This is a genomic window from Shewanella sp. FeAMO (assembly GCF_053653955.1).
This window is the reverse complement of sequence record NZ_CM132201.1, coordinates 1,921,785-1,942,234: the sequence shown is the minus strand read 5'-3', so window position 1 is coordinate 1,942,234 and position 20,450 is coordinate 1,921,785. Positions and strand designations below refer to the sequence as shown.

Genomic DNA, 20,450 nt, shown 5'->3' with positions numbered 1-20,450 from the left:
TGCCGGTTTCACCGGCAGCCCGTTGTACAGGAAATCAGATGAAAATAGTGATAGCACCGGATTCCTTCAAGGAAAGCCTGAGCGCCCTCGAAGTGGCCAATGAAATTGAAGCGGGCTTTAAACACAGGCTGCCGGATGCCGAGTACCTCAAAGTGCCGGTGGCCGACGGCGGCGAAGGCACAGTGCAATCTATGGTCGATGCGACCAATGGTCACCTGGTCGAGCTTGAAGTCTGTGGCCCACTCGGACAAGCTGTGAAGGCCCATTACGGCATTCTGGGTACAGAGGGTGGCACCAGTGGCGCCCGAACTGCAGTTATCGAAATGGCGGCCGCCTCCGGGCTGCATCATGTCAGCCCGGCGCTTCGCAATCCAAGGCTCACCACCAGTTACGGCACCGGCGAGTTGATTGTCGATGCCATGGAACGTGGCATTCGCCACTTCATCATCGGCCTTGGCGGCAGTGCCACCAATGATGGCGGCGCCGGTATGGCCAAGGCGCTGGGCGCCAAACTATTGGATAGTGACGGGCTGGAAATAAGCCCGGGCGGGGCGGCGCTTGCGGCCCTGGCAACACTGGATTGCAGCCAACTGCATCCGGCGCTCGCTGACTGCCATTTTGAAGTGGCCTGTGATGTGGACAACCCTTTATGCGGCGAGCGCGGCGCTTCGGCGGTATTCGGGCCGCAAAAGGGAGCCACAGAGGAAATGGTCGCCGAGCTTGACGCCGCCCTCGGCCACTTTGCCGATATTCTGGTTCAGAGCGGCTTTGAAGATAAGCGCCTGCAAAGTGGTGCCGGCGCCGCCGGTGGCATGGGACTTGGGGTAATGGCATTTCTGGACGCCGAGCTGCGCCCAGGTATCGACATAGTCATGCAGGCTGTGGGGCTGGATGCAAAACTCGAAGGCGCCGCATTGGTTATCACCGGCGAGGGACGCATTGATGGACAAACCATCTATGGCAAGACACCCATGGGAGTTTTGCGCCTGGCAAAGGCGCGCAACATTCCCGTGATTGGTATTGCCGGCTGTTTGGGAGCTGGCTCAGAGCTGGTGTTGGAGCAGGGAATGAGCGCCATTTTTGATATCATTCCCTCGGCCTGCGACTTGTCCAAGGCGCTGGCCGAAGCCAGAGCCAATCTGCAGCGTACCTCGAGCAATATCGCCGCTCTGCTGGCTCTGCAACTGAATAACGCCAATTGATTTTTCGCGGGTCAACCTCTGTGGCCCGCCGCTTTTTCGCTTCAGTTTCAACTTGTCTGACCGCAATCCTTGCAGTAAAGTGAGCTGCCATTTCAAGACATGTGCAGACACAGGCAGATACAGTGTGAGACCAAAGCCCAATGACCGCCAGCAAGCAACGCCAGGCCACCGCCTCAGAAAACTCTCTGATGCGTATCTTTACCGTGCCCGAAGCACCGGAATCGACCCTGAGCCGCATAGAGCAGGCATTGTCTCAAGATCTCGCCGGTTTCCTGACCCAGAATATCGCCGCGCTGGAAAAGCCCCTGAGTGAAATCGAAAAGGATTTCCAGGCCTTTGAAATCCCGCGTCAACCCAGATTTGTTTCTGACTACACAGAAGAGATGATGCAGAATTTGGTGGCACATTCAGTACACACCGCCGCCCCCAGCTTTATCGGCCATATGACATCGGCGCTGCCCTACTTCGTGTTGCCCTTGTCGAAAATGATGGTGGGCCTGAATCAGAATCTGGTCAAAATCGAAACCTCCAAGGCCTTCACTCCCTTGGAGCGGCAGGTGCTGGGGATGATGCATCACCTCATTTATGGCGAAACCACCGACTTCTATCACCGGTGGATGCATAGCGCCAATCATGCTCTGGGAGCCTTCTGCTCCGGCGGCACAGTGGCCAATATCACCGCCCTATGGATTGCCCGCAACCAACTGCTCAAGGCTGACGGCCAATTTCGCGGTATCAACCGCGAAGGCTTAGGCGCGGCGCTCTGCCACTACGGTTGGAAGGGCCTGGCGATACTGGTGTCCGAGCGCGGCCATTACTCCCTGGGCAAAGCCGCCGATCTGTTGGGCATTGGCCGGGATAACATAGTTTCAATCGCGACCGATGCCAACAATAAGGTCGATATCGACGCCATGCGCGAGGCGGCCACCAAGCTGGCCCGGCAGGGCATCCGAGTCATGGCGATTATCGGCGTTGCCGGCACCACAGAAACCGGTAACATAGATCCTCTACCTGAGCTGGCCGAGTTGGCAACCGAGCTCAATTGCCACTTTCATGTTGATGCCGCTTGGGGCGGAGCCAGCTTGTTATCCAGCAAATATCGCCATCTGCTCAAAGGGATAGAACTGGCAGACTCAGTGACCATAGATGCCCATAAACAGATGTATGTCCCTATGGGGGCCGGTATGGTGCTGTTCAAACAGCCTGAACTGGCCCGGGCGATAGTGCATCATGCCGAATATATTTTGCGTAAAGGTTCCAAGGATTTGGGCAGCCAGACTCTGGAAGGTTCCCGTCCAGGAATGGCCATGCTGGTGCATGCCTGCATGCAGATAATCGGCAAGGAAGGCTATGAAATACTGATCAATAATTCGCTTGAAAAGGCCCGCTTCTTTGCCGGCTTGATTGAGCAACACAGCGAATTTGAACTGGTGAGTGCGCCCGAGTTGTGCCTGCTCACCTACCGTTGGTGCCCCTCTTGGGCACAAACCGCTCTGAACCGGCAATTGGCACAGGGTAATCTTGACAAGGTCAAAGAGATCAATGGCATTCTTGATGACCTCACTCGCGCCATTCAGAAAAAACAACGTGAACAAGGCAAGTCTTTTGTGTCCCGCACCCGGATCCAACCCGCCCGTTATCACAGAGAAACCGTGACTGTATTCCGGGTGGTACTGGCCAACCCGCTGACCACGGACACCATACTGGCAGATGTATTAAACGAACAAACTGAGCTGGCAGCTTCTGAAACCGGGCTACTGCAGATGCTAAAGCAAGCCTGCAACTAAACATTTATTGAGGGCGATGCTGAGTCACGCCCTGCATGCCGTTTTCCCTAACCCGCACGCCTTTGAGCAGCCCCACTATCATATCGGTGGCATTCAAGGCCGCCATCTGCGGAAAGTCCTTGATCTCTATCTTGCCGCTGATCTCCATATGAGCGTAACGGACACGGTTGACCTTGCTGTCGGTACTGATCCAACGAAACTCCCGCTGGGTATCCGAGTATTTACCATCACTGATAAACAGCCGCCCTTCCCGCCCAGCCACCTTGGTCTTGCTGCTGGCAAAAAAGGCCATCATACCGCTGTAGCGGCTGAGCTCCTCTTTCAGCGCCTTGCCCTGATCTTTGCCATACACGTTCACCAGGATCTCAAACAGTGAGTCTTTACCGTTATAAAACTCCATCCCATAGTTCTCATGGTAAGAACCCTCGGCATTTTTCAACGGCTGGGAATTGGCGATCAAGATATTTCTTTGCAAACAGACGCCCGCCTGTTTATGCGGCCAGGGCTGATATTCAATCTTCTCTATCGCCTGACGCATCCATTGCAGCCGCTGCTGCAATATCTCATCCACATTGGGGGCGTTACGGGCTATAAACTTATCCGCTCGCCCATCAATGCTGAGTCCCAACTGCTGCTGCGGAAAATCCTTGAAAAAGAAGCTGGTAAAAAAATGCTTGGCGTTTGGATCTTTGTTTAACTTTCTGCGGTCTTTATAGTACACCACCGTTTTCAAGTTCGGCTCCAGATCTTTGATAACATATTTGGTCGGATAGTGTTCGGCGTCTTTAATACGCAACTCCTCCACGTAAGCCAGCCATTGCTCAAGCCTATGCTCACCGGTTATCACCCCTTTCTTTCGGTCGGTATTGTTCTGATGATAGATGTTGATAAAAAACTGCGGCTGACCATAACCCGAGGTGAGCAGTTGCATCTCTTGGGGTAACTCAAACTCAAAACGTCCCACGCAGTGTTTGGTAAACACCATGCCGGCCGGCCCAGGCGGTATCTCCTCGGCGTACATCAAAAGCGGAAAACCTGCATAAACCAGGCAGCAGGGACACAGCTTTCGCCGCAGTAAACTTAAGCATCTTCTTATCAACGGTTCCTTCCTTTCACTCCTCGCGTTAGTCCTTCACCCCGACCATGCCGTTTTCCCTAACCCGCACGCTTTTGAGCAGCCCTACTATCATATCGGTGGCATTCAAGGGCGCCATTGCAGGAAAGTCCTTGATCTCTATCTTGCCGCTGATCTCCATATGGGCATAACGGACACTGTTGATTTTGCTGTCGGTGCTGACCCAGGTGAACTCCCGCTGGGTATCCGAGTATTTGCCATCACTGATAAACAGCCGCCCTTCCCGCCCGGCCACCTTGGTCTTGCTGCTGGCGAAAAAGGCCATCATGCCGCTGTAGCGGCTCAGCTCCTCTTTCAAGCCCTTTTCCTCGCCTTTGCCATACACGTTCACGATGATCTCAAACAGTGAATCTTTTCCGTTAAAAAACTCCGCCTGATAGTTTTCGTGATAAGAGCCTTCCTTATACGCGCTCGTTGGATAAGGCCCTGAAGGGGTAATCGGTGGCTGAAGATTGGCAATCAAGATATTTCTTTGCAAACAGACACCCGCCTGTTTATGCGGCCAGGGCTGATATTCAATCTTCTCTATCGCCTGACGCATCCATTGCAGCCGCTGCTGCAATATCTCATCCACATTTGGGGCATCTCGGGCAATGAACTCATTAGCACGGCCATCAATGCTGAGTCCCAACTGTTCCTCCGGAAAATCCTTGAAAAAGAAGCTGGCAAAGTAGTGTTTTTTATCTGGACCATATCTTCGATAATCTGTGTAAAACACTACTGTTTTCAAATCCGGCTCCAAATCTTTGATAACATACTTGGTTGGATGAAGCTCAGCATCTTTTAGGCGCAACTCCTCCACATACTCCAGCCATTGATCAAGCCTATGCTCACCGGTTATCACTCCTTGCTTTTCTGCCTTATCATCCTGATGGTAGATATCGATAGAGAACTGCGGCTGACCATAACCCGAGGTGAGCAGTTGCATCTCTTGGGGTAACTCAAACTCAAAACGTCCCACGCAGTGTTTGGTAAACACCATACTCGCCGGCCCTTCCTGTATTTTTTCCGCTTGCGCCATCACAGCCTCTCCCTGCCAAAAACAAACTAATGCCAGACTGCCGAGCAGCCCGCGTTTAATCCTCTTGCGATAACCTTCTGCCATCTCTATCCCTTGAATTTCTGGTGAATATCCGGCAGCCAAGACTGAAGCACACCGACCATCAGCTCCCTAACATCGGGGCAGTTAAAGAACCCTTGATGATCCTGGGTCGCCACCAAGCCGATAGTCTGCACCCCTTTGGGGTACTTGCCCGCGCCTTCATGCACGGTACCATCACCCTTGGCCGTCTCGCTACCCAACCTGAAGCTGGTACTTTGAGCCCTAGGCGGCGTATGGGCATATTGATGACCATAGCGGTTCTGTTCCATCCAGCTCTTTAACTTGCGTTCATGCTCGGCCAGCTCACTACTACTCAGCAGTTTGACCTCGCCCTTGACAGAGAGCCAGCCATGGTTTTCATCGCCTATGACTTGCCAGCGCTCCACCGCCGCCGTCTCCAGCCCCGGGGTCAAGCCGTTCTGCAGCTGCCACTCACAGGTATCAAACGCCTTGGTGTCCGGGTTATTGCTGTAGAGCAGTGTGGTAGTCTTGTGAAAATTGGCCGCCAATTTATCGTGAAAGGTTTCACATTTGGTAATTCGATTCAAAAATGCATTTTTATGTTTTTCAAGCTGCTCATCGGTTGGATTGGCCAGCTCAGGTGCCAACAAGGGAGGCTGCACCAGGCTATACCAGGTATCGAAACGGCGATAGAAATCATAAATGCCACTGCCATAGCCTATCTGCAACAGTTCCCGTTTGTCTGTCTGTTTCGCCGGATCCTTATTGACAAACAGCCACTCCCCCTTATTGGCCGCATCCACGTAGAGCTTATTGGGCATCAGTTCCAGCCCGCCCTGACAAAAGCCCAGTATTGCCGTGGTATCGGCGGCGTTCTTGCCCAGCACCATTTTGACGACCTGCCCCAAAGCACCGTGGCCGACGGCGCCGCAGCGAAACTGAAAATAAGTGGAGGGGCTGCCGTGGGTTGGCATGGCGCCATGGATAACGGCTTCGACTTGAGATTCCAGGCCGCTTAAGATAAAGCCGGCGCGGGAGGCGTATCCGCCCATGGAGTGACTGATGACCACAAACTTAATATCGTCCTTGGTCAGCCCCAGGTTATCGCCTTCTTTATCTTCCTTGAGTAGCTGTGTCCTGAATTCCTCAAGTTTATCCTTGAGTCGCTTCCCGGCGTATTCATTGCTGCGCATCCAGTTATAGCCTACGGCAAATACCGGGAATTGCAGCCCGGGATACAGGCGTTTAAATAACGGCTCCTTCGACTCAAGATATCGAAGCAGCGGGCCGTAACTGTCCCATAACACCTCGCCCCAACCCCGACGCTTTTTGAGTTCCATCTGCGACTTGGGTACTGAAGTATAGACCCTGAAATACTTATCGGTGCCTGGGTCTTCCACCAATAAATGATCATCCCGATCGATTATCGGATCCCCTTTCTTTTTAGTTTTACCATTAACCAACAATGCTTTACGCTGTACCGGACCGGCAAAAATCAAATCTTTGATCCGAGGCCAGGCGGCGGCTTTGGTTCGGTACTTACGGCCGGTTTCCGCTATTCCGCGGCCCTTTTCCTTTATCCCTATCCACTTTCGATTAAACCATTTACCTATCCCCTCAAAGAAACCATCATCATCGTCCGCCTGCGCCGCGGCGAGCTCGGCTTCACGTTCGGCCTTCAGCTCCATGGCGGTACTGCTGGGACCACTGAACTTTCCCCCGGCAGCAGGATCCCATACTGAGTCGCCACTCTTTTTGTTCATCAAGCGGGTGCCCATAATACCGGGGACGAACACCAGCGCCACAATACCCTTGCGGCATTTACAATCAGCGTTACAGCTCATAACCAGACTCCATGGTAGAAGATTGCTGTTCCTTGGCCCACTGCAACAAGATAGCCGCTCGTCCTGAAGGCAAGCCGGTCTTGGTCACTATGGCACTCACTTCCGGGTCATCGAGTGACACTTGTGCCAAAAACAAGGCCTCGGCAACCAAGCGCAGATGGCCCAGCTCGGTGAATCCATATTGATAAGCCTGACTGACTTGCTGCTCGAGCCAGTCATAGCATGCCTGCCCATCTGTTGGTGGACTTTCCAGTGATAACAGGTGACGTGCGAGGGCATGGATCTGGTTTCGCCTTTGCCAGTTTGGCATCGCATCCATGATTTCCTGACTCAGTTCCCAGCTCATTCGCTTCTCCTTAAGACACTGTCAAGGCAGCATCTCCCTGAATGACTTTGCCGCCATGGGCCGTGGACGCACCCTGCAATACCACGGCAATGCCATTGACCGTCAAACTCGGATGTCCCTGAACCAGGGTATCTGGCCCGCCAACCTGGCAGTCACACTTGTGCCCGGTTAAGGCCACAGGAATACCGTTGACCGTCAGAGCACTTTCTCCCTGGTTTATCGGTCCACCAACATGAGGGGTATTGCCGCTGAACATAGGGCAAATATGTTGATGTCCTTTCAAAGCAACCGGAGTCCCCATATTAATCCTCCTTAATCGATATCGCCTGGCAGCCGTATCCGTCCGGCTCCCTTTGCCAATTCAGCCAATGGCTATTGAAACGAAAGGGGTTAAGCGATGCATAGAGCACTGACCCCAAAGGCTCAAGAAATGCATCCCTTCTGGCCTGCGTTTCTTCGGTTAAATAGTGATGTAAGACCCTGGGGTCGTAGAAACGAAAACGAGTAGTTTCACCATCAGGCTTGACGGCATACAACCTTTGCCCCAGTGCTTCTTTCAGTGGCTGCAGGGCTAGCTCACTCTTGCACCACAGCGCGCTGTGACCATGGGTGTCTTTCTCCAGCATCAGTTTTATCAGCTCATCCTGTCCCGCAAGATGGAGTAACCAAGGGCCGTTATCCACCAATGCCTGATCCCGGTAATCAAACAGGCTATGACACTCGGCTCCGGCCCCTTTGGCAAACCACAAGGGCTCGGGGCATAGCGCTGCATCCAAGACCAAGTAGTTGGGCCCAAACGCCTTGAGGCTATTTTCTTTCACCATAGTCATACTGTTATTCTCCGCAATCGGGACAAAGATCGACTATCGGGTTGCCCTCTTCTGCGGCACTCTTCAGCGTCGCCAATTGAGGCTTGGCTCCGGTTGTTACAGCCACTGGCCCCTTGAGCTTGATATTGGGAGCTTCGAGAGTGATCCCGCCGGAATCTATAAGTATCTTGCCTCCTGGCTCCTGAATAGTGACTTTCTCCGAGCCATTGAGGGTGAGCGACTTGGTGTGCACCAGTACGCTTTCACCGGCTTCCAATAACACCTTTCCCTCAACCTTCTGGGTGTAATGGCCGCCCACTTCCAAATCGTGATTGGCTCTGGAGTACTCGTGACGACGATCCATGACTTCGAGGCGATAATGACGCTTGATCAGGGTTTGCCTGTCTCTGGTCACTTCCAGCTTTTGATCCTGACCAATCAATGCCTGCTGATCTCGACCTATTTCCAGAAACTCATCCTGCCCCACGTTCAGGCGCTGATCCCGTCCTATGTGCTTTTCTCTATCGTTACCCACCTGATAGTGCTGGTCGTGGTTGATTTCCAGCTTATGGTCTTTCTGGGCATGCAAATAGATGAGTTGATTTTCGGCGGCATCCTCAAAACTCAACTCATTGAATCCCAGCCCCTTGTGGGTTTGGGTCTTGAGCACGGTTTTGGTTTTGTTGGTCGGCAATACATAGGGCACAGGATTGGCAGCATGGTATGTGCGACCGGTAATGATAGGTTGGTCCGGGTCGCCTTCAAGAAAAGAGACTATGACCTCATGACCAATGCGTGGAACCGCCATAAAACCGTACTGACCACCGGCCCACCCCTGGCTGACACGAACCCAACAGCTGCTGTGCTCATCGGCCCGGCCATATCTGTCCCAGGGAAGGTGCCCTTCAATTGCCAATAACTGGTTTTGATACTGAGTCGGGGTGCTACTGTTCCCCTCCTCTGCCGCTGCACCCTGTATCCCGCTGTGTTTTACCCCCACAAGCAACCAGTCACGGTTAAACGACGCATCTGGATGTTCGCCCAAGTTGAACTTGATACCGGCACCGGCATCAGCAATATCGGACATTGCCGATGCCATTTGGGTTTCATTCCGTAACGCCTGCAATCTGGCCGCGGGTGAAAAGCTCTCCTTGGGCGTCATCCTTGTAACGCCCCGGATAATCATAGTGCTCATAAAGCACTTCAGATCCCGCTTGCTGGAAGTCGAGCTGATTGGCTATATCATCCTGCAAAAAGCTATAAGCAGGCTTTTTGAAGCTGTAATCCTTGAGTTCGGCCTTGGCACTCGCCAGTTGCTTGGCGTAACTGAAGCTGCGGACAAAAGGCACTTCGCTGTCGCCGCCGCTCAAGGCGTTATAGGGGAATAGTTGTTTGGCCGCCGGCAGCTTGCTGGTGGCATCACAGAAAATCAGCGTATGTTTGTCGTCACTGAATTCGAAATACCAAAACACCCCGGCCTCAGCCGAAAGACGGGTGATAAAGTCAAAGTCCGACTCCCGATACTGAACACAGTATTCGCGCTTTTCCGACTCGTAGCGTGCATCCCAACTGAAGGCATAATCACTGATACCCATTTCATCAAGCAGGGTGCTGAAAATCTGTTTGAGGGACTTTTCCTGAAAGATACGGCTGTTTTGCCGCAGCCGCAGCCGCGCCATGGCAGGTTCCATGGTCAGCTTGTATTGAGTATGTTTATGGCCTGAGTCTTCCTTGGCAAAGCGGCTGACTATACCGTGAAAACGTCTGACTCGAACACCGTCCTGCCAAATACTCAAGACGCCATTCTTATCGACTATCTGCTCGGCAGTAATATCATCCCTGCGGCTCAGTAATATCAACTCTCCCTTGAAGGGCGAGGACAACTGCTCATCAAAATCAAACGACAGCAGGTTGAAACTATCGTCCGCCTCCGCTTCTGCCTTGAAATGAAACCGCAAACCACTGCCAAGATAAAACATAGCCGGTATCCTTGTTCGAGTTCGTCCTGACTCTAATCCGATAGAATCACTCTTTTAATGTCATCGAAAACCTATTTGCAAAACCTTTACATCAGATAACAAGAGGCGCCCGGCTATCAGCCGGAACACCTCTTAGAAAAACAGTTGCTGAATGAATTATGCTTCGATGGGCTTGCGCCAATCGTCGGCACCAGAGGTTCCGGCGCTGACGTGATCCCAGTCTATCTTGCGATAAGCCATGGACACTTCAACCAACTGAGTAAAGTCAGCCTTATTGGGATCCTGGCAGTGAGGCATATTGCAGTTGATATCTATGATAGTGGCGCCTTCCAGCTTGGTCGTGAAGAAGTGCTCTTGCTTACCTTCGATAGAAGTGCGGTACCACTTGAGCTCAACCTTGGTCAGTTTCTCACCGGAAGAGAGCGAGTTGTACATCAAGGGAACGGCTTTGTTCAGCGCGACGGTGAACTTGAACGGCTTGTGCACACGCTGACCGGAAGGCATGCCGGACTGAGGGTCGGTTGGCACAGTCACAATGTGGTTGAACTCCTGAACCAGCATCTCGTCTTCATGGCCTTCCACAAAGATGTCACCGACGGATTCCGCAGTAAAGGCGCCGGCAGTGAGGTTGCCCTGAGTTTGGCCTTCGATAGAGATATAACATGGTGTTGGCATGATAAATTCCTTTTTAAAATTCACTGAGGTTTGGATTAACCTTCCTAGCTAAGGCAACCTTCATGCCAAAATTTAATCAATTGATTTCGTTACTGTTTAAAAAACAGCCTAATTGGCTGGGCAAAAAATTGCCCGAACTTGAGCAAAAAATTGCCCGGCGGGCAAGAAATTGCCCAATCAGTCAGGCATACCTTAAAAACTTATTTTTTGCTGCTTTATGGCGGCTAAGATTGACCGTCGCAATCCCTCACTTACCAGGCACTGGTATGTGTACAGAATATCCAGCGCAAGGTCCCAGGTTAATATGCCGGATAATATCCGAAATAGAGAGCCCGGCAGAGGAATCATGATGAACGCCATAGACATAGGCCTGACCTTGGTGAGCCTTGAACACTGGAGCCTCACCTGCCTCATGGCAACTCAATAGTATGTGTATCAAGTCAATCATATTTGTTGTGTTACTTCTCTGTCTCGGCCAGTTGATAAGTTAGATGGAAGTAGGAGATTGGACATTTTCATGAACCAAGATTTGATAATCAGCGGGCTTTGGCTATCTAATTCATCATCATGGCCCTTGCAACTGCCGTGCTAAACTGCCGATTCGCATTGACATTTAGCGAGAAATATAATTTCATACCAACAGTCCATCCAATTGTTTTTAAAGAAAAATGATAGAAGTAAAATGTTTTACGTTTTTTGCCACACAGAAGTTACGCGCATCAGATATAACAAAAATAGTGGAGGATAAACATTACCCAATCATAGAAATTGGCGGTTTAGAGCTATCTCCAAGCATAAGACTCACATGTACCAACCCTAATATAAACGAGTTTGATGCTGATGATATGTTAGGAGGGTTCTTTTCGGATCTATTCGACTCTATCAATAATGAAATAATAGAAGAGGATGGCAATGTAATTATAAAATCCATTTTTGTCCTACAATTCGATGTTGATTGTCCTATATCACTACATGGCGACGAAATAACCTACAAAGAAGGAGAAAGAGATTACTCATATAAAGTATCACCTTCTTTCTGTAGAACAGACTTTCCACCATTGACCGATTCGATAGAGATTAAATCAGAAAAGAAACTCACAATAGAAGAAGCAGTTAAAGAATTGATAATGTAATGAATGGGTTGATGCGCTTATTACCGGGTAAAGACATCTGCAATAAGGTCGCCTTGAGTTTGAGCATCGATATAAGTACAAGATAGAGTTGGTTTGATAAATTTCTTTTTAAAATTTACTGGGGTTTGGATTAACCTTTCTATCCGAGGCAAGCTTTACGCAAAGTTTAATCAATTGATCTGGTTACAGTTTAAGACTTGGTCTAACTGTGTGGTCCCCTTTTCACTCAATCATACCTTAACACTTATTCTTGTTGCTTCATGGCGGCCAGGATTGGCCGTACAATCCCCGGGGAGTCTTAGCTAATCAGGTACTCGCCTGCGTGCAAAAATATCCAAAACAACGCCAGGTAAACTGGTTAATATGCAGGATAGAGAGACTGACAGGGGAATAAAGATGGCCGAAACAGCCAATGCACAGCAAAGCAAATCGCTGCGCCACAAGTCCCGCAGGCAAGGGCGGGAACGGGCGACTTATCGTCTGGCCGAAGAACTTGGCGGCCTGGAAACTCTCAGTGCCAGCTATCATCAGCAGAACTTTGGCCGCCACAGTCATGAAGGCTTCACCTTGGGAATCATAGACAGTGGTGCCCAGCGGTTTTTCCGAAGTGGCGGAGATCATGTTGCCCCCAAACACAGCATCATTCTGGTGAATGCAGATGAGGTGCATAACGGCCGTTCGGCAACAGAAAATGGCTGGTCGTATCGGGCACTTTACCCTACCCCTGAGCAGTTTGCCGAACTGGCACTGTGCAGCAAGCAACAGGTGCCCTGGTTTGCCGAGCCCGTGGTACAGGACCCTCTATTGGCGCGCCTGATAGCCATCACCCATGAAGCGCTCAACTATTCGAGTAATCGCCTGCAACGGGAAAGCCTCTTGTACGAAACCCTCAGCCTGTTGATGCTGCGTCACGGTCGGCTGAAGCCCGCTGCAACTGTCCAGGCAGGCCCCCTGCTGAATAGGGCCAGGCAGTTTCTGGAAGACAGTTGCAGCAGTAACATCTCGCTCCAGGAACTGGCCAATCTGGTACAGCTGCCGCCTTTTGTGTTACTCAGGCAGTTCAGGGCACAATTTGGTTTAACCCCGCACCAATACCAGACTCAGGCAAGATTAATTCTGGCGCGAAAGTTGTTGCGGCTGGGCGCTTCCCCCATCCAAGTGGCACAGGACTCAGGATTTTGCGACCAAAGCCATTTGAACCGTCAATTCAAACGGGCATTCGGCACCACTCCGGGCCAATTTGTTCAAACAGAAAAATCATCAAGATGGAGTCAAGATTGACCATTCACAATCAGCAATCATCATGCGTTCAGGAACTTAACCAGGGCCGCGAATTTTTACGGGGTACCCTGGCGGTAATGCCGCTGACTTTAGCTGTTATCCCCTGGGGAATATTGGCCGGCTCGCTGGCACTGGAAACCGGCCTCAGCGCCTTAGAGAGTCAAGCCATGAGCCTGTTTGTTTTCGCAGGCTCGGCGCAGTTGGTCGCCCTCGGAATGATAAAGGCAGGTTCAGGCCTACTGGCCATTTTGGTTACCACGGCATTGATTACCTCGCGTCATCTGCTGTATGCCATGGCGATGCGTCCAGCCATCAGCCCTTTACCTCTGCGCTGGCGCCTGACACTGGGTTTTCTGCTCACGGATGAACTCTTTGCGGTGGCCAATCAAAGCAAGGAAAGTCCCCTTAGGCCCTGGTACGCCCTGGGAGCTGGTTTGAGTTTTTATCTTGGCTGGAATCTGGCAACCCTGGCCGGAATTCTTGCCGGCAGCTCTATGGATAATCTCGGCTCTCTGGGACTGGATTTTGCCATCGCAGCCACCTTTATCGCTTTGGTGGTGCCGAGGATAGTCAATGTTGCCACCGCCTTATGTGTGCTCACGGCCATGTTGCTGAGCGTCCTGTGTGAAGCACTGGCTATCCCGGGAGGTCTGCTGATCGCCGCCGTAACCGCCATGGCTGTGGGGTATATCTATCAAAGCCTCTTGGGCTGCAGTCCAGTTAAACCGGTTGAGACAACACAAGATAAAGGCGAGGAGCAGGCATGATTTGGTTAACCATACTGACAATGGCGCTGTTGGTGATACTCAGCCGTTATGTACTGCTTGAGCCCGGGCTGCCGATACGGCTTGGCAAGAAAACCCAGGCTTTCCTTGGCTTTTCGGCGCCGGCGGTATTAAGCGCCATCTTCGCCCCCATAGTGTTTCTGCGAGACGGCGAGTTGCAACTGAGCCTGAGCAATCCCTACCTCAGCTGTGCCCTGCTGGCTGCCTTACTGGCACTGCTGACCCGCAACACCCTGCTGACCACTATCGTCAGCATGGCGGTATTTTTCTGGATCTACTGAGGCCTCAGTCAATCACGGCTTTGGTGGCGGCCGCTCCCGACCAGGCCCGCAGCTTGTGGCCGGCAACGGCGTAATAAAGGATCATCCCATAGCAGGGAAGGAGGATCCCGTAGGCGCTTTGATGGGGCACACCCTGGTGCACCAAGGCGCCATAGAGCAATGGCAGCAAGGCGCCACCGGCTATGCCCATGATGAGCAGTGCCGAGGCCACAGCAGTCAGGCGGCCGAGCCCTTCCAGCGCCAGCGGCCAGACCGCGGGCCAGACCAAGGCGTTGGCAAAGCCGAGTAGCGCAAGGTAAAGCAAGGGATCCGGCAGCGGCATTATCCCCAAAGGTTCAAGCAAGAGACTCGACAGCTGCATGCTGGTTTCATCCCCAAGCATGATCCCTAAAGTAAACACCAACCCAGCCAGCGCCGAGCCCACCAAGGCGCTGCGCTGACTCATCACTCTTGGGATCAAGAGTATGCCGAGCAAATAGCCCAGCACCATAAATCCCATGGTGTAGGAGGTTAGAATGCCAAATTCGGCCACTTTAAGATGCTGGCCATAGAGGCCTATGCTGTCACCGGCAATCACTTCGGCACCTATATACATAAAGAGAGTCAGTGCCCCGAGAATAGCCTGGGGATAGGCCAGAATGGCGCGCCAATCTGTTCTCGGTACCAAGCTGTCACAGCTTTTGGCCTGGCTGTCCTGTTCAAGTTGCAATTCGGGCAGAGGCGAAAATCGCACATACAGCAGCAACAGAGCCAAGACAACCGCCATAGCCAGGTAAGGCTGCACCAAGCGGGCAGACAGTTGCTCCAATGCCGCAGTGCGCTCAAGCTCACTGAGCTGTGCCAGCGCTTCCGGCGTAAAAGCATCCATACCTGTAAGCACCCAGGCACTGAACACTAGAGGGACAATAAAACCGGCGCCCTTGTTGACCACGCCCATACAGCTGATCCGCATGGCGGCGCTTTCTCGCGGACCAATGCAAACAATGTATGGATTGGCCGCAGTTTGCAGTATGGTAAGGCCGGTCCCCAAAACAAACAACGCCAGCAAAAACAGGCCAAAGGTGTGGCTCAGCGCCGCAGGGATAAACAGCAGTGCGCCACTCGCCATTACCCCAAGGCCAATCTGTAGCCCGGCACGGTAACCGAAACGGGTCAACAGCCCGGACATGGGCAAGGCCATCACGAAGTAAGCGATATAGAATACAAAGGCCACAAGATAAGCTTGCAGCTCATTGAGTTCACAGGCGATTTTCAGAAAAGGGATCAGTGCACCATTGAGCCAGGTTACGAAGCCGAATACAAAAAAGAGTATTCCAATCAGCACCATGGGCAGTAAAGTGCCGCCTCCTCTATTCAGGGTGTTATTGTCCATTGTCGGCATCTCCTCTTGTTATTGTTATTCTCTGTCAATGATTATCCAGCTGCTGCCAAGGACAGATGTCCCTTGAAGCTACTTATTTTCAAACGCTTTTGCTGCGAACTTCGGCGCCCGCTGCAAGCCTGCCGCCTTGCCAGCGCTTTGACTGATACAGGGCATCGTCAAGCAGCAGCAAGTCAGCCCGCATGCCTTCGGCCAACATGCCTCTGTCATTCAGCCCGGCAAAAGCGGCTGGAGTACTGCTGGCCATGGCAACGGCCTGCTCCAGCGGGATCCCCAGCACCTTGACGGCATAGCGAACTGCCGTTGTCATCTCCAATACTGAGCCGGCCAAAGAGCCGTTGAGATCCCTGAGCTCAGTACCGCGGCGCACAACTTTACCGCCGAAAAATGCAAACTCCTGCTCTTCAGAGCCCACTGGCGACATGGCATCTGTCACCAGCATCAAACGTCGACTCCCCTTGGCACGCCAGGCGAGAGTGGCGCTGACCGGGTGCAGATGATGACCGTCGAGAATAATGCCGCAAAATGCCCTTGGGTCACTGAGCGCCGTTCCCACCATGCCGGGGGAACGCGATTCCAGCTGTGACATACCGTTATAAAGATGGGTAAAGCCGCTGGCTCCGGCATCCAGCGCCGTCATCACGGTTTCGGCATTGGCATTGGAATGCCCCAACGACACTCTGACACCGAGCGCCACCAGGCGGCGAACATCTTCAGGCCCTACCCTCTCGGGAGCCAGAGTCACCACACAAACACCCAGTTGGGACACAGCCTCGGCGTAGAGCGCCAACTCAATATCGCCAAGCTCTCTTAAGCGTGCTTCACTGTGGCACCCCTTACGCTCCAGTGACAGATGCGGCCCCTCAAAATGGATCCCGGCTATGCCGTCAAGACCGGCTTCCCTGGCGCTGATGGCCGCCGCAAGTGCCGTTTGCATTACCCTGATATCGTCGCTGATAAGCGTCGGCAACATGCTGGTGGTGCCGAAACGGCCATGGGCGTCCAACATCAGCTTAAGCGTCTCAACGCTGGGCTGCCGGTTGAACATGCGGCCACCACCACCGTTGACCTGAGTGTCGACAAAACCGGGAACCAGAAGGCCTGCATAGTGAGTTGCCGCCTCACCTTCCTTGGGCGCCTTGGCAATGGTATGAATACGGCCATCGACTATCCGCAGCCAAACCTCACTACTGCGGCTCATTTGCGGCCCGAGCAGGGCACCATAGGCACCAATCCAGAACGGGGCCTTGTCAGTGTTGCTGTTCATGCCAGCCTCCGGTCAACAGGGTATCCATATCCGCTACCTGCTCGTTGGCGCTCACGCTATTGCTCTGTTCCACTCTAGTCGCCAGCGCCTTTCCCAGCATGGCGGCGCCGCGAACGCCACTGGCGGCGCCGAATTGAGCGGCGCAAAACTCGGGCAACTGCACCCCATTGAACATATGCCTGGCGGTAGCCTGCGGCAGCGCCGCCAAAATTTCCGGCACTTCGCTCAAGCCGCCGCCGAAGACAAAGATGTCCGGATCCAGACTGAGGATCTGTCCGGCCAACACACTGCCCAGGGCATCCAGATAAGCATCGAAACTGCGTTTGGCTATGGCATCACCGGCGCGCAGCGCCGCCAGCCAAGCGTATGTATCACCCTCGCCGCCAAACTCCCGGTAGATACGACCAAGGCCAGTGCCAGAGACATAGGTTTCGGCGCAGCCTTTGAGGCCACAGCCGCAATCATAAAGCGGCAAGCCATGGCGCAGCAGCACGCTGGCCGCCATGCCCTGATGGCCGAACTCGCCGGCCAGACAGTGGGCGCCGGTGATCAGTCGCCCTTCGATACAGATCCCGCCGCCAAGCCCGGTACCGAGTATGAGCCCAAGAACTCTGGCATGATCTTTCCCGGCTCCCAGCAAGGCTTCGGACAGGGCGAAACAACGGCAATCATTGCCAAGGGCCACAGGACGCGACAACAAGGCGCCCAAATCTTCGGCCACTTTACGCTGATTGAGGCAAGGCACATTGCTGGAGACCACAGTGCCATCGGCGCGGATCACCCCGGGCAGGGCTATCCCCACAGTGCCCGGGATGCCGGACTCGGCCGGCCAGCGCCTGTCGGCCTCGCTTATCTGCAAGGCGAGTGAGGCCAGAAAGCTCTGATAATCGTCACCCTGAGTCGCAATGCGCCATTTATCCAACAAACGCAATTGTGGACTGAACACCGCCAGTTCTATCTTGGTACCACCGATATCCACACCGTAGTACATGGCTCAATCCTCTGTGTTATCCAGGCTGCCGGGCCGAGTATAAACCGCAAGCGAATGCAGCTTCACCCCCTGCACCACTCTATTGACCTGGCCGCTGGGACAGGGATTATCCGGTGACACCCCAAGCTCCAACGCCTTGTAAAATGCAAGTAGCTGACAGTAAACAATAAAGGGCAGTGTCAACCAAGCCTCTTCCAGACTGGCCTGACCATCTTGGGCCAGAGCCTCTTCACTCAGATAACAGATATCCAGCGCCCGCTTATCGGCGCGCAGCTCTGCCAGAAGATCCAGATCGTAGGCTCTGGCATAGGGCTCAGAGCTGCCGAGCAGCACTATCTGGGTATCTTCATTCACCAGTGACTTGGGGCCGTGACGAAACCCCAGCGGACTCTCAAAACTGCTGATCACTATACCGGCCGTCAGTTCAAGGTACTTGAGCGCCGCCTCCTGAGCCGCCGCCTTGAGCGGCCCGGCGCCGAGGAACACTATCCGCTTGCAGCAATGGCCCGCGGTTTGCTGCACCCCGTCGAGCCGGGTTTCGAGCAGTTGCTCCGTCAGTGTCAGCACCCTGGATAGCGATTTGTCTTCCTCGGCAAACAGCAGCAGGGTCGCCAGATACATACAACTGAAGCTGCTGGTCATGGCAAAGCTGCGATCGTGGCTGTCTTGGGGCATCAACCACAAACAAGCCTTGTGACTGTGTTCGGCCGCATAGCTGGCCAAGGCTCCCTCAGGGTTACAGGTCAGCAGCAGATGACTGACATCTGTCAGCAACTCATCGGCCAACGCCAGCACAGCCAGGGATTCAGGGCTGTTTCCAGAGCGGCCATAGGAGACTATCAGAGTCGGCTGCAATGGGTTGAGATGCAGCCTGGGGTGAGAAACAATATCCGTGCTGGACAAGGCTTCCACCCTCTGGCCAGGCAATCTGAGTTGCCGCTGTAAAAAGGCTGCCAACGCCTCGCCGATATAAGCCGAAGTACCGGCGCCGGTGAGAATAATCCGCAGATTGTCCTTGGCCAGCAAGGGATTGAGAAAAGCGCTGAGCTGCGCTTCCCTGTGTTTGAAATCGGACTGTAATTCGCGCCAGAGAGTTGGCTGCTGGGCTATCTCGGTCGCCGTCCATTTACCACTCTCCGGCGCGTGCCAAAGCGGGTTGGCGGCAGATTTTGGATACAAGTGGGTCTTTGATAGGTCACTGACTTGCATTGATTTATCCTTCGATGGCAGCAGGCTGACAGGCGCTGGCATAACGGCTAAGCACCAGGCCGATATGATGGAGTACCAGCTCAATCGCCGTGGCAGGCAGCTCGCCTCTGACCACGGCCGGATAGGCCAGCGGCAGATATTGGCTGATAAGGGGCTCGGGAATGGGGTTTGCCAGATTGGCCAGCAGCTTGTCTATGGTCAGCGACAATTCGGGCCAGTAGTAGCGGATCCTGTCACTGTAACTGAATCCCAGTTGCCAATCCCGCAGCGCAGGATCTGTATAGAACGACTGCCAGTATTTGGGCTCAGACAGCATCTTCTGCTCACACAGTGCTCTAAGCCCTGAGCGTTTCGCCGCCGGCACCAGCAAGACCTCTATATGATCCAGGGCAAACAGCCCCTCACGCAGGGCAAAAGTCAACTGCGGCCCCACCTTGAGAATGGCAAAATGGCCGGCCACCAACTGGGCGTAATGCTCCGGCAGTTGATAATCTGTGGAGTGGGCTTCAAACACCAGGTTGGGCTGCTCGCGAATAAAGCGGCTCTGCTCCTTGGTGAGCGTATCATCATACTGATGTACCCCGGCATTGCCGAACTCCACCCCTGGCTGCACCACCAGCGCAATCACCCGCTGCCAAACCTCTGCCCCAAGCCCCTCGGCGGCAAAGGCCTGTTTGTGGGCGCTAATGGTGTGTTTCATCGCCGCGACCGGGGTGACATGCAGCCCCTCCTCCAGCGAACTGACACCACCGGGAGCGGGTACTTCAGTGCCTATCACATAACAGAGCTGTTGCCCCGGCGCCTTGGCCGCTTCTGCGGCGCGGCACAGTCTGGCGGCGCGCGCGGCAATCACCTCATCGGCAAGGGGCGTTTGTTCCTGATGACAAGCCATGCTGGCATCCAGATGAATTTTACAAAATCCCGCCTCGACATAGGCCCGCACCATGGCTTCGGCCTCAGCCATCGCCTGCTCGGCAGTCAGGTGCTTCCAGGCCACCGGCCCCAGGTGATCGCCGCCGAACAGCAACTGCGCTTCGGCAACACCTTCACTTTGGGCCAGGCTCTTTACAAAGGCGATAAAATCGGCGGGGGTCATGCCTGTATAGCCGCCGTGCTGATTGACCTGGTTGGCCGTAGCCTCAATCAGCAAAGGCGCCCGTTGCCGCGCCGCATGACGCAAAGCGGCGCGCAGTACCAGCGGCTGGGCCGAACAGACGGAATAGATCCCCGCCTGCTGCCCGGCCTTGTTGGCCTCAATAATGGATTTGAGTGCAGACATGCT

Annotated in this window: 21 protein-coding genes; 7 read left to right on the top strand and 14 right to left on the bottom strand. The window is 53.6% G+C overall.

All coding sequences use genetic code 11. The features are described 5' to 3' along the window. Positions 1–38 precede the first annotated feature (38 nt). Positions 39–1,202: a glycerate kinase gene (locus ACWAU4_RS08750; protein ID WP_144132164.1), complete on the top strand. Its 1,164-nt coding sequence runs from the start codon at positions 39–41 to the stop codon at positions 1,200–1,202. A 140-nt stretch (positions 1,203–1,342) separates the two neighbouring features. Continuing rightward, entirely contained in the window at positions 1,343–2,989 is a 1,647-nt protein-coding gene (gene panP, locus ACWAU4_RS08745; protein WP_208125749.1) for a pyridoxal-dependent aspartate 1-decarboxylase PanP, read from the top strand. Between the two features lie 4 nt (positions 2,990–2,993). On the opposite strand, the gene ACWAU4_RS08740 is transcribed toward panP, so the two are convergent. The 9 genes from ACWAU4_RS08740 to ACWAU4_RS08700 all read right to left on the bottom strand — a co-directional run bounded on the left by ACWAU4_RS08740 (position 2,994) and on the right by ACWAU4_RS08700 (position 10,840). After that, positions 2,994–4,013, bottom strand: a complete 1,020-nt coding sequence (locus tag ACWAU4_RS08740) for a hypothetical protein (protein WP_208125748.1) — start codon at positions 4,011–4,013, stop codon at positions 2,994–2,996. Between the two features lie 100 nt (positions 4,014–4,113). Then, the gene (locus ACWAU4_RS08735) at positions 4,114–5,229 is read right to left on the bottom strand and encodes a hypothetical protein (RefSeq protein ID WP_208125747.1); all 1,116 of its coding nucleotides are present in this window, start codon (positions 5,227–5,229) and stop codon (positions 4,114–4,116) included. Between the two features lie 2 nt (positions 5,230–5,231). Then, positions 5,232–7,031 (bottom strand): lipase family protein, encoded by a 1,800-nt coding sequence (locus ACWAU4_RS08730; protein ID WP_208125746.1) that lies wholly within the window; start codon positions 7,029–7,031, stop codon positions 5,232–5,234. Beyond that, entirely contained in the window at positions 7,021–7,377 is a 357-nt protein-coding gene (locus ACWAU4_RS08725) for a hypothetical protein (RefSeq protein ID WP_096141319.1), read from the bottom strand. The genes ACWAU4_RS08730 and ACWAU4_RS08725 overlap by 11 nt, the downstream gene beginning before the upstream one ends. 10 nt (positions 7,378–7,387) lie before the next feature. Further along, positions 7,388–7,678 (bottom strand): PAAR domain-containing protein, encoded by a 291-nt coding sequence (locus ACWAU4_RS08720; protein ID WP_025012114.1) that lies wholly within the window; start codon positions 7,676–7,678, stop codon positions 7,388–7,390. 1 nt (position 7,679) lies between these two features. Next, positions 7,680–8,207, bottom strand: a complete 528-nt coding sequence (locus tag ACWAU4_RS08715; protein ID WP_096141320.1) for a DUF4123 domain-containing protein — start codon at positions 8,205–8,207, stop codon at positions 7,680–7,682. Between the two features lie 4 nt (positions 8,208–8,211). Then, entirely contained in the window at positions 8,212–9,273 is a 1,062-nt protein-coding gene (locus ACWAU4_RS08710; RefSeq protein ID WP_424528228.1) for a type VI secretion system Vgr family protein, read from the bottom strand. Positions 9,274–9,292: 19 nt separating this feature from the next. Further along, complete coding sequence (gene tssI, locus ACWAU4_RS08705) at positions 9,293–10,165, bottom strand: type VI secretion system tip protein TssI/VgrG (protein WP_424528226.1); 873 nt, start codon at positions 10,163–10,165, stop codon at positions 9,293–9,295. Between the two features lie 156 nt (positions 10,166–10,321). Beyond that, positions 10,322–10,840, bottom strand: a complete 519-nt coding sequence (locus tag ACWAU4_RS08700) for an Hcp family type VI secretion system effector (protein ID WP_025009852.1) — start codon at positions 10,838–10,840, stop codon at positions 10,322–10,324. Positions 10,841–10,902: 62 nt separating this feature from the next. Here ACWAU4_RS08700 and ACWAU4_RS08695 point away from each other — a divergent pair, with 62 nt between their 5' ends. From ACWAU4_RS08695 to ACWAU4_RS08675, 5 genes are all read left to right on the top strand, one after another. After that, positions 10,903–11,190, top strand: coding sequence for a hypothetical protein (locus ACWAU4_RS08695; protein ID WP_208125744.1), 288 nt, complete (start codon positions 10,903–10,905; stop codon positions 11,188–11,190). A 318-nt stretch (positions 11,191–11,508) separates the two neighbouring features. After that, on the top strand, positions 11,509–11,973 hold the full coding sequence (locus ACWAU4_RS08690) for a hypothetical protein (RefSeq protein WP_025009851.1): 465 nt from the start codon (positions 11,509–11,511) through the stop codon (positions 11,971–11,973). 396 nt (positions 11,974–12,369) lie between these two features. After that, positions 12,370–13,254, top strand: coding sequence for an AraC family transcriptional regulator (locus ACWAU4_RS08685; RefSeq protein WP_096141321.1), 885 nt, complete (start codon positions 12,370–12,372; stop codon positions 13,252–13,254). Further along, a complete protein-coding gene (locus ACWAU4_RS08680) occupies positions 13,251–14,021 on the top strand; it encodes an AzlC family ABC transporter permease (protein ID WP_243881778.1) in 771 nt (256 codons plus the stop codon). The genes ACWAU4_RS08685 and ACWAU4_RS08680 overlap by 4 nt, the downstream gene beginning before the upstream one ends. Continuing rightward, complete coding sequence (locus ACWAU4_RS08675; protein ID WP_025886690.1) at positions 14,018–14,320, top strand: AzlD domain-containing protein; 303 nt, start codon at positions 14,018–14,020, stop codon at positions 14,318–14,320. The genes ACWAU4_RS08680 and ACWAU4_RS08675 overlap by 4 nt, the downstream gene beginning before the upstream one ends. Positions 14,321–14,324: 4 nt before the next feature. On the opposite strand, the gene ACWAU4_RS08670 is transcribed toward ACWAU4_RS08675, so the two are convergent. From ACWAU4_RS08670 to ACWAU4_RS08650, 5 genes are all read right to left on the bottom strand, one after another. After that, positions 14,325–15,692 carry an MFS transporter gene (locus tag ACWAU4_RS08670; protein ID WP_096141323.1) on the bottom strand — a complete coding sequence of 456 codons (1,368 nt, stop codon included), beginning with the start codon at positions 15,690–15,692 and terminating at the stop codon, positions 14,325–14,327. 88 nt (positions 15,693–15,780) lie between these two features. After that, positions 15,781–16,902 (bottom strand): N-acetylglucosamine-6-phosphate deacetylase, encoded by a 1,122-nt coding sequence (nagA, locus tag ACWAU4_RS08665; RefSeq protein WP_416152955.1) that lies wholly within the window; start codon positions 16,900–16,902, stop codon positions 15,781–15,783. A 49-nt stretch (positions 16,903–16,951) separates the two neighbouring features. After that, positions 16,952–17,959, bottom strand: a complete 1,008-nt coding sequence (locus ACWAU4_RS08660) for an ROK family protein (protein WP_096141325.1) — start codon at positions 17,957–17,959, stop codon at positions 16,952–16,954. Between the two features lie 3 nt (positions 17,960–17,962). Next, a complete protein-coding gene (locus ACWAU4_RS08655; RefSeq protein WP_096141326.1) occupies positions 17,963–19,168 on the bottom strand; it encodes an SIS domain-containing protein in 1,206 nt (401 codons plus the stop codon). A gap of 4 nt (positions 19,169–19,172) precedes the next feature. Next, positions 19,173–20,447, bottom strand: coding sequence for a class II D-tagatose-bisphosphate aldolase, non-catalytic subunit (locus ACWAU4_RS08650; protein WP_096141327.1), 1,275 nt, complete (start codon positions 20,445–20,447; stop codon positions 19,173–19,175). Positions 20,448–20,450: the final 3 nt, after the last annotated feature.

Coding starts and splice junctions, on each gene's coding strand:
- ACWAU4_RS08675 (WP_025886690.1), top strand. CDS start 14,018: ATGATTTGGTTAACCATACTGACAATGGCGCTGTTGGTGATACTCAGC.
- ACWAU4_RS08670 (WP_096141323.1), bottom strand. CDS start 15,692: ATGGACAATAACACCCTGAATAGAGGAGGCGGCACTTTACTGCCCATG.
- tssI (WP_424528226.1), bottom strand. CDS start 10,165: ATGTTTTATCTTGGCAGTGGTTTGCGGTTTCATTTCAAGGCAGAAGCG.
- ACWAU4_RS08735 (WP_208125747.1), bottom strand. CDS start 5,229: ATGGCAGAAGGTTATCGCAAGAGGATTAAACGCGGGCTGCTCGGCAGT.
- ACWAU4_RS08685 (WP_096141321.1), top strand. CDS start 12,370: ATGGCCGAAACAGCCAATGCACAGCAAAGCAAATCGCTGCGCCACAAG.
- ACWAU4_RS08715 (WP_096141320.1), bottom strand. CDS start 8,207: ATGACTATGGTGAAAGAAAATAGCCTCAAGGCGTTTGGGCCCAACTAC.
- ACWAU4_RS08695 (WP_208125744.1), top strand. CDS start 10,903: ATGCCAAAATTTAATCAATTGATTTCGTTACTGTTTAAAAAACAGCCT.
- ACWAU4_RS08690 (WP_025009851.1), top strand. CDS start 11,509: ATGATAGAAGTAAAATGTTTTACGTTTTTTGCCACACAGAAGTTACGC.
- ACWAU4_RS08730 (WP_208125746.1), bottom strand. CDS start 7,031: ATGAGCTGTAACGCTGATTGTAAATGCCGCAAGGGTATTGTGGCGCTG.
- ACWAU4_RS08710 (WP_424528228.1), bottom strand. CDS start 9,273: ATGTCCGATATTGCTGATGCCGGTGCCGGTATCAAGTTCAACTTGGGC.
- ACWAU4_RS08660 (WP_096141325.1), bottom strand. CDS start 17,959: ATGTACTACGGTGTGGATATCGGTGGTACCAAGATAGAACTGGCGGTG.
- ACWAU4_RS08720 (WP_025012114.1), bottom strand. CDS start 7,678: ATGGGGACTCCGGTTGCTTTGAAAGGACATCAACATATTTGCCCTATG.
- ACWAU4_RS08750 (WP_144132164.1), top strand. CDS start 39: ATGAAAATAGTGATAGCACCGGATTCCTTCAAGGAAAGCCTGAGCGCC.
- ACWAU4_RS08655 (WP_096141326.1), bottom strand. CDS start 19,168: ATGCAAGTCAGTGACCTATCAAAGACCCACTTGTATCCAAAATCTGCC.
- nagA (WP_416152955.1), bottom strand. CDS start 16,902: ATGAGCCGCAGTAGTGAGGTTTGGCTGCGGATAGTCGATGGCCGTATT.
- ACWAU4_RS08700 (WP_025009852.1), bottom strand. CDS start 10,840: ATGCCAACACCATGTTATATCTCTATCGAAGGCCAAACTCAGGGCAAC.
- panP (WP_208125749.1), top strand. CDS start 1,343: ATGACCGCCAGCAAGCAACGCCAGGCCACCGCCTCAGAAAACTCTCTG.
- ACWAU4_RS08650 (WP_096141327.1), bottom strand. CDS start 20,447: ATGTCTGCACTCAAATCCATTATTGAGGCCAACAAGGCCGGGCAGCAG.
- ACWAU4_RS08725 (WP_096141319.1), bottom strand. CDS start 7,377: ATGAGCTGGGAACTGAGTCAGGAAATCATGGATGCGATGCCAAACTGG.